Here is an 11,818-nt window from a genome sequence, read left to right as displayed (position 1 = left end):
CGTTCGCGCCAGCAGGGTTGCCTGTTCTGGCGTGGGGTAGAAGCGGTATTTGAAAGCGCGTTCGGTTATCATACCTTACAAATTATCGTGTTTTATGTAAGATTACAAGGCGCAAGGCGTCCTGCCGGACGCCGCGCTATCCATCCTCGCACTCAAAGTACGAGGTTTTACGCGCTGACTGATAAAAAAACAGCGGTGACTGGACACAGCCCACCTCACACAGACTAGCTCACACAGACTACCTATAGCGTATCGCCTGCTTCGATACGGTAGCCCAAGTCAATGACGGGCTGGTCCACTCCTTCGCCACGGATACGTGCCAGCAGGGCCTGAGCCGCCCTTTCACCGATGGCCTCGCGAGGGGTCACGACGCTGGCCAGACGCGGCGTCATGGCCTGCCCCACATCATGACCGTGAAAACCGGCAATGGCCATCTGCTGGGGGACGGCAACTCCCTGGCGCAGGCATTCGAAATACGCCCCCACCGCCACGTCATCGTTGGTGCAGAACACCCCATCCGCCTGAGGGTAATCCTGCTGAATCTGTTGCATCAATGCAGCGCCCACGGTGTAAGAGGAGCGCTGGCTACGCTGCAAGGTGACGGGGGAAAGCCCATGCGCCTGCATGGCCTGTCGATAGCCTTGCTCACGCTGGCGCGTCCGCTCATCGAGACGCACCGCCAGATAGAGAATGTGGCGGCGGCCACGCCGGATCATCTTGCTGACCATTTCGTAGGCGGCACTCACGTTGTCGTACCCGACGGCCTGCTGAAGCGGGGGGCGATGGGTGTCCATGATCTCCACGATAGGAATACCCGCGGTTTCCAGCATGCGCAAGCTGCGCGGCGTATGGTCTCGATCCGAGAGAATCACGCCATCGACATTATAAGAGAGCAGCGAGGCCAGGCTACGCTCTTCGAGCTCGGGGCTGTAGCCGTAGTGGGAAAGCATCAGATGATAGCCCGCAGGCTCGGTATACGCTTCGATGCCCACGATCACGTCGGCAAATACCTGGTTGGTCAAGGAAGGAACCAGCACGCCAATGGAGTGGCTCGTGGCCCGCGACAGCAGGTCCGGCGCCCGGTTGGGAATGTAGCCAATCTGCTCCGCGGCACTGAAAATACGCTCGCGCAGCCCTTCCGAGACCGCTTCCGGGTCGCGCAGGCAGCGACTCACGGTCATTTTGGTGGCGCCAACGCGGTCGGCGATGTCTTGCAAGGTGGGGCGTTTTTTCTTCAATGGCGTCACTGCCTGATATCGTGGATGGGCACGGGTCTTACCATAACGAATCCTGCGACCCGTCGCCTATCCCTTCCTTTAGCTTGACGAGCGCTGCGGCTGCCGGGACAGCGTGGCACAAAAGCGCTCGACAATCACGCGAGGCGGCAGCTCAATCGACAGCGTGACGGCCTCATCGGCCAGCGGCGGTTCCAGGTCCGCCAGCTGGCTGGCCAGCATGTCATCCCCCTTGAAGAAGTGGCCGGCGCGAGTGGCCAGCCGCTCGCGCAGCACATCGGGCGTCCCCTCCAGGTAGAGGATACGCAGCTCACCATCGCCCTGCCGCAAGCGGTCGCGATAACGCCGTTTGAGCCCGGAACAGGCAACCACTACCGAGGCATCCCGGGTGCGATAGCTTTCCAGCAGGGCCGATAGCGTTGCCAGCCACGCCTGGCGGTCGTCGTCGTTGAGCGGCGTACCGCTGGCCATCTTGGCCACGTTCGCGGCACTGTGATGGTCATCGCCATCGATGAACGTGGCCCCCAGCGAAGACGCCAACTGCTGGCCAATATGAGTCTTGCCGGAGCCCGAAACCCCCATGACAAGAATACGCTGTGAAGTGCTCGTCACACTGCTCTCCTGTCAGTTGCCGCGCACGGCGGTCAAGTTGGGTAACCATGTCACGATCCCGGGGAAGGCAATCAACAGCACCAGCACCACCAGCAGCGCCGCGTAATACGGCAACATGGCCTTGACCAGCGACTCCATCGACACCTTGCCCACGCCACATCCCACGTACAGGCAGGTGCCTACCGGCGGTGTCAGCAACCCGATACCCAGAACGAAGGCCATCAGAACGCCAAAGTAAGCCGCGTCCACCCCCACCGAGGTCACGATGGGCGCCAGCATCGGTGCCATGATCACCATGGCGGGCGTGAGATCCATGACGAACCCGACCAGCAACAGCAGCGCCGCCACGATCAGCAGCAGCAGGAAAGGCTCCTGGGTAATCGCCTGAACCTGACGCACCAGCGTCTGGGGCACCATATTGATAGTCAGGAACCATGCGATCACGGTGGCAAACGCCAGCAACATCATGACCATGCCAGTCAATCGAGCAGTGCGAATCAGCATGCCACCAAGCGCTGCCAGCTTGAACTCCCGATAGACCAGCAGGGAAATGGCCAGCGAATAGAGCAGCGCCGCCACGGCCGCTTCCGTGGCCGTAAAGACGCCGCCAATGATGCCGCCAATCACGATCACCGGCAGCACCAGGGCAAGCCAGGCCGCCTTGAAGGCCTGCCACAGCACGTCCCAGCGGAACTGGCGCACGCCACCGCCCTGTCGGGAAGCCAGCAGAAACGTCGTCATCATCAGCGCACCGCCAATCAGCAGCCCCGGGACGATACCGGAAATGAACAGGCGACTGATCGAGGTTTCCGTGACGATACCGTAGAGAATCAGCGGAATGGAGGGCGGGATGATGATCCCGATCACCGACGAGACCGTATTGATCGCCGTGGCATCCGCTGCGCTATAGCCCTGCTGCTTCATGGAAGGAATCATCATGGAGCCGGTCGCCGCCGTGTCCGCCACCGCCGAGCCACTGATTCCGCCGAAGAACATCGAGCCGGTGATGGCCACTTGGCCCAGCCCACCACGCATGAAGCCGACGAGCGCCCCCGCCAGCTCCATCAGACGCCGCGCAATCCCCCCTTGGCTCATCACTTCGCCCACCAGAATGAAGAACGGAATGGCCAGCAGGGGAAAGCTGTTCACGCCCCGGATGGACTGCTCGATCATGATCGACAGCGGAATGTCCGACAGTATGGCCATGACCAGTGCCGCCACTCCCAGCCCAAAAGCAATAGGCAGGCCAATCACGATGGATGCGAACAGGATCGCCAGAAAAATCCATAACATAGTGGTTACTCCCCCACAGAATTGGTGGATGGGCCGCGCGGCGCGAGCACCAGGCGCAGGCTGACCCATAGCCGCCACAGCGATACGGCAGCGATGAAGATCACACACAGCACCAGAGACAGGCTGACCCAACTGAGCGGCACGCCCAGAATGGCAGAACGACCACTGGAGCGAGACAGCACCTGATACCCGCCCCACACCATCACCAGCATGAGCCCCGTGATGATCAGGTGCTGAAGCGCATACAGCAGATGCGCCAGGCGCAGCGGCAGGCGGCGCACCAGGGCATCCACCGCAATATGCTCATAGCGCGCAAAGGCCGCCGCCGCGCCAATGAAGACCAGCCAGATGAACAGCATGCGCGCCAGCTCATCGACCCAGGGAAGCGAGTGATTGAACAGCGAGCGCCCCACCACGTTGCTGGATACCGAGACGATCAGCGCGACCAGAATGGCGCCGATCAGATACTCCATGCCCAGCGTGAGCCAGCGAAACAGGGCGGGCCCCTGAGCCGAATCGGTGTCGATTTCAAGGCACCGTCGGTTAGGGTCGTCCAGATAGGTCGAGGGGTCTGTCGGGTCGGGCGTTGCCAGCACAGGCTCGGCCTGGGGAGTATGCGAGGGGGATGTCATAAAAACTCCTGGGGCACTCTCGAATCGGGCAGGCCACTGGCCTGCCCGAACGCCCACGGCAATGGCTTACTGAGACGTATGGTCTGCCACGATCTGCTGAATTTCAGCAATCAGGTCTTCCCCGATACGCGGTGCCCACTGGGTGTAGACGGGCTGAACGGCTTCCTGGAAAGCGGCCAGCTGCTCATCGTCCAACCGAGTGATCTGCATGCCCCGCGCTTCCAACTGCTCACGGGACCAGTCGTCGTATTCGGCAGAGAGCTGAATTTCATACTCGGCAGACTGGCGGGCGGCTTCCAGCACCAGTGCCTGATACTCCGGCGCCATGCGGTTCCAGGTGCGCTCGGAGAGCATCATGATGAATGGCGTGTAAACGTGGCGCGTTTCCGTACCGTAATCCTGCACTTCGTTGAAGTTCGAGGTCAGGATGGTGCTCCAGGGGTTCTCCTGGCCATCCACGACGCCCTGCTCCAGCGCCGAGAACAGTTCACCAAAGGCCATGGGCGTCGGGTTGGCGCCCAGCGCTTCCCAGATGGCCAGATGCACCGGGTTCTGCATGGTGCGCACGCTCAAACCGCGCACGTTGAGGCCCGCCACGTCGTCAGGGGTCGCCACCGGGCGGGCGCTGTTCGACAGCTGGCGGTAGCCATTCTCGGAAAACGTCAGCGCTTTCAAGCCAGTGCCTTCAAAAGCATCCAGCATGTTCTGGGCCGCATCGCTCTGCATGACGGCAATGGCGGCTTCACGGCTGGGCAACAGGAACGGCAAATCGAACACCGACAGCGCCTGCACGTAGCCGGTCGTAGCCGAGCTGGAAGGGTAAGTCATGTCCAGCGTTCCGGTCTGCAGCATCTCCATCATCTGCACGTCATCCCCCAATTGGCTATTGGGGAAGACATTGACGGTAATCCGACCATCGGTACGCTGCGCCAGAATCTCGCCGAAATATTGGCTGGACAAGAACTGCGGGGAGGTTTCGGACAACCCGATACCCATGCGCAGCGTATGGCTACCATGGTCTGCCAGAACCTCGCCCTCGATGGCGGGCGGCGCGGAAAGCTCCGGGCCTTGTGCATGCGCCATGCCAAAGGTCAGAGTGGTGGCACCCAAAAGGGTCAATGTGCTACGCCAAATCGTTGTCATCGTTGTTTCTCCACGCAGAATTGTTGTTAGTGGCCGGGTTGTGCATGGCCAGTTTTGAAGGACCAGTGCTTGAATGACCAGGCTGCCGAGCGATGCGGTAGCTCGATGGCTTGCCGATAACGTATGTCAGGCCATAGGCTATTTGTTACCGGTAACATCGAGTATATGAAGGCTAGCGGCGGCCTCTGAGCGTGTCAAAACAAATATGGTGATTTGCGACCAACGTCCAGGGTTGTCTAAAAAGTCAGATAGTAAGTAGACGCTGGGCACGATACATTACCTTTCACGTCAACACCTCGGAGAAGACATGACAGAACTTGAGCCCTGCAACGAACTGGAGCTGGACCAGCAGCTCTGCTTCGCGCTGTACTCAACGTCGCTGATAATGACCAAAACCTACAAGCCACTGCTCAAGGAGCTAGGGCTCACTTACCCGCAATACCTGGCCATGCTGGTGCTATGGGAAAACGATGGGATTACCGTAGGTACATTGAGCAAGTGCTTGCTTACCGATCCGGGTTCGCTCACTCCGCTGCTCAAACGGCTGGAAAACGAGGCGTTGATCAAACGCCAGCGCAGCACCCAGGATGAGCGTGTGGTCGAGCTGTTGCTGACCGACAAGGGCCGCGCGCTACGCGCCCAGGCGCAACATATTCCGGGCTGCATCATCAAGGCCAGCGAACACTCTGCCGACGCCTTGCGTGAGCTGAAAGACGACTTGATTGCGCTTCGTCAGCGCCTGCAGTCGAACCAGTAAACGCGAATGACACTGTCTTTTGAGTGACTCCATATTTATCTTGTGCGCAAGTTAAAATAACACTAAATTAAAGTCTCTTTTTCCAAACTCGCTCATACCCTTGGAGACGCCCATGTCTATCGAAACCATTGCTTATCGCGCCCATGCCCACGCTACTGGCGGCCGCGAAGGCCACGCCAAGTCTTCTGACGGCGCTCTGGATGTCAAGCTGAGCACGCCGAAGGAACTGGGGGGCGCTGGCGGTGCTGGCACCAACCCGGAACAGCTGTTTGCCGCAGGCTACTCTGCCTGCTTCCTGGGTGCCTTGAAGCACGTTGCCAACCAGGAGAAGGTAAAGCTGCCTGCAGACACACAGATCGATGGCAGCGTGGGTATTGGTGCCATTCCTACCGGGTTTGGCATCGAAGTGGAGCTCAAGATCAGCCTGCCGGGCCTGGAAAAAGATATTGCGCAGTCGCTGGTCGATAAAGCCCACATCGTGTGCCCATACTCCAATGCCACCCGTGGCAACATCGACGTCACTCTGACATTGGTGTAAATGCTTGAAACGCCTCTGACCTGTCTTTCGCAGGTCAGAAACAGCCTGCCCCCTTCTGCCAGCGTTGCCTTTGTTCTGCCCTTACCATTTAATTAACTCGCTAACGACATACCCTTATAGCCAGGCTCAAGCGCCCCAATCGATTCACTACGACAACGCATGACCGCTAAACGCGAGGACCTCATGAGCGATCCAACCTATACGCCGCCCAAGGTATGGCAATGGGAACCCGGCAACGGTGGCAAATTTGCCAACATCAACCGCCCCGTCGCAGGTGCCACCCACGATAAACCTCTACCCGTCGGCAAGCATCCGCTGCAGCTTTACTCGCTGGCCACGCCTAACGGCGTCAAGGTCACCGTGATACTCGAAGAGCTGCTGGAAAAAGGCATCACCGACGCCGAGTACGATGCCCACCTGATTCAGATCGGTGAAGGCGACCAGTTTGGTAGCGGGTTCGTGGAGGTGAACCCCAATTCGAAGATCCCGGCACTGATGGACCACAGCGTTCAGCCACCCCAGCGGGTCTTCGAGTCAGGGGCCATCCTGCTCTATCTGGCCGAAAAATTTGCTGCCTTTCTGCCCAGCGACCCCGCCAAGCGTACCGAATGCCTTTCCTGGCTGTTCTGGCAGATGGGCAGCGCACCGATGCTGGGCGGCGGCTTTGGGCATTTTTATGCCTATGCGCCGGAAAAGTATCAGTACCCTATCGACCGCTACACCATGGAAGTGAAGCGCCAACTGGACGTACTCGACCGCCACCTGGCAGACAACCGTTATATGGCGGGCGACGAATACACGATTGCCGACATGGCGATCCACCCCTGGTATGGCGCACTGGTCAAGAACCGTGTGTATGAGGCAGCCGAATTTCTGGAGGCCCACACCTACACCCACGTGCTGCGCTGGACCGAAGAGATCGATGCCCGCCCCGCCGTGCAACGGGGCCGCATGGTCAACCGTACCTGGGGGGAACCCCATGAGCAGCTTCATGAACGCCACGATGCCAGCGACTTTACTGAAAAAACCGAAGACAAGCGTTAATTCGCGTATCAGGAAAACGTACGATGTTCGATCCGAAATACGCCCAGCTGATATTTTCATGCCTCATGGCGCTGTTCATGTCATGCATCATGTCGCTGGTGATTACGCTATATAACGTGGGACTCGTGGATGGGATTGTGATGATTTGGCTCAAAGCGTCGACCCACGAAGAGACCCAAAAAGGCAACGGGGCCTGCTCATCGCAGGCCCCGTTGTTCATGTAGCGAACTCATGTAGCGAACTCATGTAGCAAGTTCATGTGGCGGTATGCCGCCGTATCTCACGCGGCACGTATATCAAAACTGATAGCGTACGTTGGCCGTGACGCTGCGACGATCACCGTAGCCACAGTCGCCTCCGTCATAGCGGCACCAGGAGATGTACTCTTCGTAACGTGCACCGATGAAAGAGAGTGCCCGCTGACAGGCAGCGGGCGGAGGAACCAGTAGAACTACAGCACGCGTGAGTTGTTCAACGCGTAGTTCCAGACGCGGTAAAAGTAGAAGATATAGCCAATCCCCAAGGTGATAAACGAAATCACCATCCACAGGATGATATGGCCGATATTGCTGAAGATATTGATATCGCAGACCATTTTTCGCTCTACCCCACTGGCATGGTCGACCACGCTAGTACGATTGATGACAAAGCGAGCAAAGGAGTACGGAAAGAAAAACAGCGCGATCCCCAGCGTAAAAATCGTCAGTAACAGCCACACCAGCAGGTGGCCCACGATATCCAGAATGGACAGATTGGCTTTGATGGTCACAGGGTGCCTATCGATGCAGTAAGAGTGGTGTGCAGATTACCACACGCCGGGATTCAGGAGCGCGAGGCCCACCAGTCGGCATAGGAGCTGTTGTGGGGAGCGAGACCGCCTTCGTCCGGTGCTCCATCCTGCCACCAGACAGGCCCCCGCTCACCCAGTGCTTCCTTGGCTTCCTGCACGGCCTGACGTGCCTGGCGAAGCGCGTGCTCATCGTCATGCTGCTGGGCACTGCGCACCGCACGCCGCGCCTTCATCAACGCCTTGACATGAAGACGCCGGGTGTCTTCCGAGAGACGCGGGTCGGTGCAGCGCCACAGCCGGTTCCTGGCAACGAAGTAGCGTCCATCCGGTGTCTGTGGGTACTTGCTGCTCATGCTGCCCCTCTCGGTCGTTTGCGCGTCGGCCTACTACACTAGAAACGCTTGGTCAGCGTCATGGCGCCAAACACATCCTGCTCATCCTGCCCTTCGAACTCGCGGGTGCGCTGTACGACGGCGTAGGTCACCTGCCAGTCTTCCCAGGCCAGCGCCAAGCCCGTGGAGGCATCGGCGACCCACTCCTTGCGGTCTACCGAATGGCTATCGCGCACGGTATTACCGTCCAGGGTCAGATTATGGGCCATGTAATAGCCTTCGACGCTGGCAAACAGATACCACTGCCAGCCACGGCTCTCGCTCATCAGATGGCGCGTACCGGGGTTGGGGGTCAGGGTGGGAATACCTTGAGCGTCGTCTCCCCAGCGCACGCTGTAGCCAGCGCTGGCGTAGGTGTACAGGTTGCCCAACGCCGCGCCGACACTGGGGCCGTGAGCAAACTGTTTGCCCGCCAGCGGAGTGTCATGCCACCACTGGCGGCGCAGCGTCAGATTGATCAGCGCTTCGTCACCCAGCTGATTACGCCAGCCCCGCGGGCGGTCGCTATTGGTGACGCGGTGTACCTCACGCTGGATGCTGTCAGCCAAGGAAGAGGGCCCCACCAAGCCCACATCCAGGTGCAGATCGGTGGCCCGCTGCCACTGCCCCACCGGCACATCTTCATATAGCGACACACCGCCGTATACCAGCCCTGCATAGGGGCGGTCATCTTCGATCAGGGAGCGCCGTTCGATGTTATCGGGTGTATAAATCTGGTGCACGAAGCGATACGCCACCCGGTCAGCCTGCCCCATCAACCCCGCTGGCAACGCCACGGCAAGCCGCTGCAGCCAGTTCTGTTCGGAGGGCGTCGTCATCCAGTTCAGCTCGAAGCCACTGGTGAAGTGGCCGTCATCACTGCTGGCCAGGCCATCGTTTTCGAGCTTGAGGGTCAAGGCGCTGTCGCTGGCCATGGCTAGCGCAGGCAGCAGGCTAAACGGCAATACCAGGGCACGTAATACAGCAAAGGGTTTCATGGCTCGTTCCTTGAGTAACAAACATTGCTGATTGTATGTAATCTTGCAAAAAGATAGCAAGCTACTTTTATAGTCGCCTATGGCTCGCTCAACGCGGTTTCCACTTGCGCGGAGTCTGGCGGTTATCCCTCACCGCCAGTACCCTCGATCAGCGTTCGCGCAGCAGCCATTCAGGGGTGATTTCGTGCTGGCCGTTTTCATCGGTAATGAACAGCGCACCATCACTGATCATCACGGCCCAGTTGATGGCCCTGGGCAAGTTCGTCGCCACCGTAGACAGCGCATCGGCGGGTAACCCGGCCACGTGAACGTTCTTCAGCGATGCGACCGCAGGCAGCACTTTGCTCTCCCACAGGTCGACACGGCCATAGGCCAGCAGGGAAACCCGCTCGGCACGCCGAGAACACCAGGTCATGCGTTCGGCATCGGGAAGGCCTACTTCAATCCAGTGTAGCACTCGCCCGTCCAGGCTCTTCTCCCACAAGGCTGGCTCGTCCACGTCCGAGAGCCCGCGTCCAAAGGCCAGCGCTTCGCTGTACCACAGCAGATAAGCGATCAGCCGTGTGCACAGGCGCTCTTCGGTTTCGGAAGGGTGGCGCGCCACCGTGAACCGCAGCGTTTCGTAGACGTTGCGGTCCAGGTCGGTCAGGTTCACATCCACTTTGTAGGGGGTAGCACTTAGCGCCATCTGATGACTCTCAGTCGTGTTGCGAAATATTAGAGGCGTCAGTGTAACGGATTTACGCCCTCTCCGCGCCGTCCTCCCTCCAGCCCGGAACTTCCTGCACAGTACTAGGCGGTCGCCCGCTCGTCGCTCAGCAGCGTGGCCTGTTTCAGGGTCTCTTGTTCATGCATGGGCTCCCGCCAGGTCTCTTTTAGCGCCGCCGCATACCACGCCTGCATGGCAGGCAGAGCCAACAGGCGCTGCACGTAGGCCAGCGAGGCATCGCCCAGCGGAAGGCCGAAGGTTTGCACGCGAAACGCCACCGGGGCATAAAACGCGTCCACGGCGGTAAAGTGCTCACCCGCCAGAAAAGGGCCACCAAAACGCTCAAGCCCCTCCTGCCATAGCGCATCCAGCCGGGCCAGGTTGCTTTTCAGCCCAGGGGACATCGCGTTCATCGCTACCCGTACACCACAGTTCATCGAACACTCATCGCGCAGCGCTGCAAAGCCACTATGCATCTCGGCACTGGCGGAGCGTGCCCAGGCCCGTGCGGCAAGCTGCTGTGGCCATACGTCAGGATGCGCTTCGGCCACGTACTCGACAATCGCCAGCGAGTCCCACACGGCCACCTCGTGTTCGCGATCGACCAGGCACGGCACCAGCCCCGAAGGAGAAAAACGCTTGAAGGTCGCGAGGCTCTCCCCAAAGCCCCCTTCGAACGGCATCAAATGCTCGTTGAAGGGAATATCCAGCGTTTTCAGCAGCACCCAAGGGCGCAGCGACCAGGAAGAGTAGTTCTTGTTGGCGATGTACAGGTCAAACATGGTGCGCTCCTTGTGGTGAACACTTCATTGATCGCTTTAGCGATTGATAGCCTTGCGATTGATCGTTTTAGCGTGCCGCCTGAACCAGCGTATTCCCGCCCAACCCCATCAGTACGCCGCCGCCCATCCGCTGAACCCAACGGGTGGAACTATTGGACTTTTGCAGCCAAGCGCGCAGCGGGCTGGCCAGCAACACCACGACCACGTCCGCCGACGAAAACAGTACGTTGGTGGCGACCCCCAGCCACAGCAGTTGCCATGCCACCGGCAGAGCGCTGTCGGGCTGCACGAACTGGGGCAGGAACGCCACGAAGAACAGCGCCGTTTTGGGGTTGAGCACTTCTACCAGGAAACTATCGCGCAGCACCCGCCGGGTGGTGGCCAACGGCAGCTCATCGCCACTCGTGCGAATGCCCTGCCGCCACAAGCGCACACCCATCCAGAGCAGATAGAGTCCACCGATGATCTTCATGGCGAGATACGCAGGCGGAATGGCGGCAAACAGCAGGGCCAAGCCAAGCGCGGCCGCTATTACATGCACGTAGCAGCCTAGATGCACTCCCGCCACCGCCAGCCAGCCTGCGCGTCGGCCACGCCCCAGGGTTTGCGCAGCGGTATACAGCATCGCAGGCCCAGGCAAGTAGGCAAACCCCAGCGCGGCAACCACAAAAGCGGCCCACTGCATCGCGGTGACTCCTTTCTCTGAAAAATAGTAAGCCTGAGAATAAAATAAGGGGCGACGCATGCGCCACCCCTTGAATAAGTAAAACTCGAAAAATGAGATTCTACGCAGACTGACGTGGATCCATTGGCCTCCCACAGGAGGGCTGGGGGATTCAGTGGGCCAGTGGCGGCTGGGCAATGGTATTGTGGGAGGGGGCTTTAGCCCGCGATGATTCAGGCACCAGTGCTTG

Annotated in this window: 16 protein-coding genes; 4 read left to right on the top strand and 12 right to left on the bottom strand. The window is 59.5% G+C overall.

Annotated elements, in window-relative coordinates:
* The 6 genes from B7L72_RS16445 to B7L72_RS16420 all read right to left on the bottom strand — a co-directional run.
* A partial coding sequence (locus tag B7L72_RS16445; RefSeq protein ID WP_139788545.1) for a helix-turn-helix domain-containing protein occupies positions 1-72 on the bottom strand: 72 nt, incomplete at its 3' end.
* Between the two features lie 170 nt (positions 73-242).
* On the bottom strand, positions 243-1,238 hold the full coding sequence (gene gntR, locus B7L72_RS16440) for a gluconate operon transcriptional repressor GntR (protein ID WP_081139108.1): 996 nt from the start codon (positions 1,236-1,238) through the stop codon (positions 243-245).
* A gap of 78 nt (positions 1,239-1,316) precedes the next feature.
* The gene (locus B7L72_RS16435; RefSeq protein WP_081139106.1) at positions 1,317-1,847 is read right to left on the bottom strand and encodes a gluconokinase; all 531 of its coding nucleotides are present in this window, start codon (positions 1,845-1,847) and stop codon (positions 1,317-1,319) included.
* A gap of 12 nt (positions 1,848-1,859) precedes the next feature.
* Positions 1,860-3,140 carry a TRAP transporter large permease gene (locus tag B7L72_RS16430; protein WP_081195555.1) on the bottom strand — a complete coding sequence of 427 codons (1,281 nt, stop codon included), beginning with the start codon at positions 3,138-3,140 and terminating at the stop codon, positions 1,860-1,862.
* Between the two features lie 5 nt (positions 3,141-3,145).
* Positions 3,146-3,772, bottom strand: a complete 627-nt coding sequence (locus B7L72_RS16425; protein WP_081139103.1) for a TRAP transporter small permease — start codon at positions 3,770-3,772, stop codon at positions 3,146-3,148.
* Between the two features lie 66 nt (positions 3,773-3,838).
* Positions 3,839-4,915 carry a TRAP transporter substrate-binding protein gene (locus B7L72_RS16420; protein WP_081139102.1) on the bottom strand — a complete coding sequence of 359 codons (1,077 nt, stop codon included), beginning with the start codon at positions 4,913-4,915 and terminating at the stop codon, positions 3,839-3,841.
* A gap of 307 nt (positions 4,916-5,222) precedes the next feature.
* Here B7L72_RS16420 and B7L72_RS16415 point away from each other — a divergent pair, with 307 nt between their 5' ends.
* From B7L72_RS16415 to B7L72_RS16400, 4 genes are all read left to right on the top strand, one after another.
* Positions 5,223-5,672, top strand: a complete 450-nt coding sequence (locus B7L72_RS16415; protein WP_081139100.1) for a MarR family winged helix-turn-helix transcriptional regulator — start codon at positions 5,223-5,225, stop codon at positions 5,670-5,672.
* A 112-nt stretch (positions 5,673-5,784) separates the two neighbouring features.
* Positions 5,785-6,210 carry an organic hydroperoxide resistance protein gene (locus tag B7L72_RS16410; RefSeq protein ID WP_081139099.1) on the top strand — a complete coding sequence of 142 codons (426 nt, stop codon included), beginning with the start codon at positions 5,785-5,787 and terminating at the stop codon, positions 6,208-6,210.
* A gap of 183 nt (positions 6,211-6,393) precedes the next feature.
* On the top strand, positions 6,394-7,254 hold the full coding sequence (gene yghU / locus B7L72_RS16405; RefSeq protein ID WP_081195554.1) for a glutathione-dependent disulfide-bond oxidoreductase: 861 nt from the start codon (positions 6,394-6,396) through the stop codon (positions 7,252-7,254).
* 23 nt (positions 7,255-7,277) lie between these two features.
* Positions 7,278-7,478, top strand: coding sequence for a DUF2798 domain-containing protein (locus B7L72_RS16400; protein ID WP_081139096.1), 201 nt, complete (start codon positions 7,278-7,280; stop codon positions 7,476-7,478).
* 227 nt (positions 7,479-7,705) lie between these two features.
* Here the strand turns inward: B7L72_RS16400 and B7L72_RS16395 are convergent, their stop codons facing one another.
* The 6 genes from B7L72_RS16395 to B7L72_RS16370 form a co-directional block, all read right to left on the bottom strand.
* Positions 7,706-8,023, bottom strand: coding sequence for a DUF6693 family protein (locus B7L72_RS16395; RefSeq protein WP_039176527.1), 318 nt, complete (start codon positions 8,021-8,023; stop codon positions 7,706-7,708).
* A 53-nt stretch (positions 8,024-8,076) separates the two neighbouring features.
* The gene (locus B7L72_RS16390) at positions 8,077-8,397 is read right to left on the bottom strand and encodes a hypothetical protein (protein WP_016914590.1); all 321 of its coding nucleotides are present in this window, start codon (positions 8,395-8,397) and stop codon (positions 8,077-8,079) included.
* A gap of 38 nt (positions 8,398-8,435) precedes the next feature.
* Positions 8,436-9,413 (bottom strand): lipid A deacylase LpxR family protein, encoded by a 978-nt coding sequence (locus B7L72_RS16385; RefSeq protein ID WP_081195553.1) that lies wholly within the window; start codon positions 9,411-9,413, stop codon positions 8,436-8,438.
* Between the two features lie 148 nt (positions 9,414-9,561).
* Positions 9,562-10,101, bottom strand: coding sequence for a YaeQ family protein (locus tag B7L72_RS16380; protein ID WP_039176533.1), 540 nt, complete (start codon positions 10,099-10,101; stop codon positions 9,562-9,564).
* A gap of 104 nt (positions 10,102-10,205) precedes the next feature.
* Positions 10,206-10,904: a glutathione S-transferase family protein gene (locus B7L72_RS16375; protein WP_081195552.1), complete on the bottom strand. Its 699-nt coding sequence runs from the start codon at positions 10,902-10,904 to the stop codon at positions 10,206-10,208.
* 67 nt (positions 10,905-10,971) lie between these two features.
* Positions 10,972-11,589 (bottom strand): LysE family translocator, encoded by a 618-nt coding sequence (locus B7L72_RS16370; protein WP_016914594.1) that lies wholly within the window; start codon positions 11,587-11,589, stop codon positions 10,972-10,974.
* Positions 11,590-11,818: the final 229 nt, after the last annotated feature.

This window comes from Halomonas sp. BC1, from assembly GCF_002078135.1.
Lineage (GTDB): Bacteria > Pseudomonadota > Gammaproteobacteria > Pseudomonadales > Halomonadaceae > Vreelandella > Vreelandella stevensii.
This window is presented reverse-complemented; position numbering and strand designations above follow the sequence as displayed.

Bases quoted from the DNA above. Each gene is read 5' to 3' on its own strand.
- B7L72_RS16430 (WP_081195555.1), bottom strand. From the start codon at position 3,140: ATGTTATGGATTTTTCTGGCGATCCTGTTCGCATCCATCGTGATTGGC.
- B7L72_RS16425 (WP_081139103.1), bottom strand. From the start codon at position 3,772: ATGACATCCCCCTCGCATACTCCCCAGGCCGAGCCTGTGCTGGCAACG.
- B7L72_RS16420 (WP_081139102.1), bottom strand. From the start codon at position 4,915: ATGACAACGATTTGGCGTAGCACATTGACCCTTTTGGGTGCCACCACT.
- B7L72_RS16415 (WP_081139100.1), top strand. From the start codon at position 5,223: ATGACAGAACTTGAGCCCTGCAACGAACTGGAGCTGGACCAGCAGCTC.
- B7L72_RS16410 (WP_081139099.1), top strand. From the start codon at position 5,785: ATGTCTATCGAAACCATTGCTTATCGCGCCCATGCCCACGCTACTGGC.
- yghU (WP_081195554.1), top strand. From the start codon at position 6,394: ATGAGCGATCCAACCTATACGCCGCCCAAGGTATGGCAATGGGAACCC.
- B7L72_RS16400 (WP_081139096.1), top strand. From the start codon at position 7,278: ATGTTCGATCCGAAATACGCCCAGCTGATATTTTCATGCCTCATGGCG.
- B7L72_RS16390 (WP_016914590.1), bottom strand. From the start codon at position 8,397: ATGAGCAGCAAGTACCCACAGACACCGGATGGACGCTACTTCGTTGCC.
- B7L72_RS16385 (WP_081195553.1), bottom strand. From the start codon at position 9,413: ATGAAACCCTTTGCTGTATTACGTGCCCTGGTATTGCCGTTTAGCCTG.
- B7L72_RS16380 (WP_039176533.1), bottom strand. From the start codon at position 10,101: ATGGCGCTAAGTGCTACCCCCTACAAAGTGGATGTGAACCTGACCGAC.
- B7L72_RS16375 (WP_081195552.1), bottom strand. From the start codon at position 10,904: ATGTTTGACCTGTACATCGCCAACAAGAACTACTCTTCCTGGTCGCTG.
- B7L72_RS16370 (WP_016914594.1), bottom strand. From the start codon at position 11,589: ATGCAGTGGGCCGCTTTTGTGGTTGCCGCGCTGGGGTTTGCCTACTTG.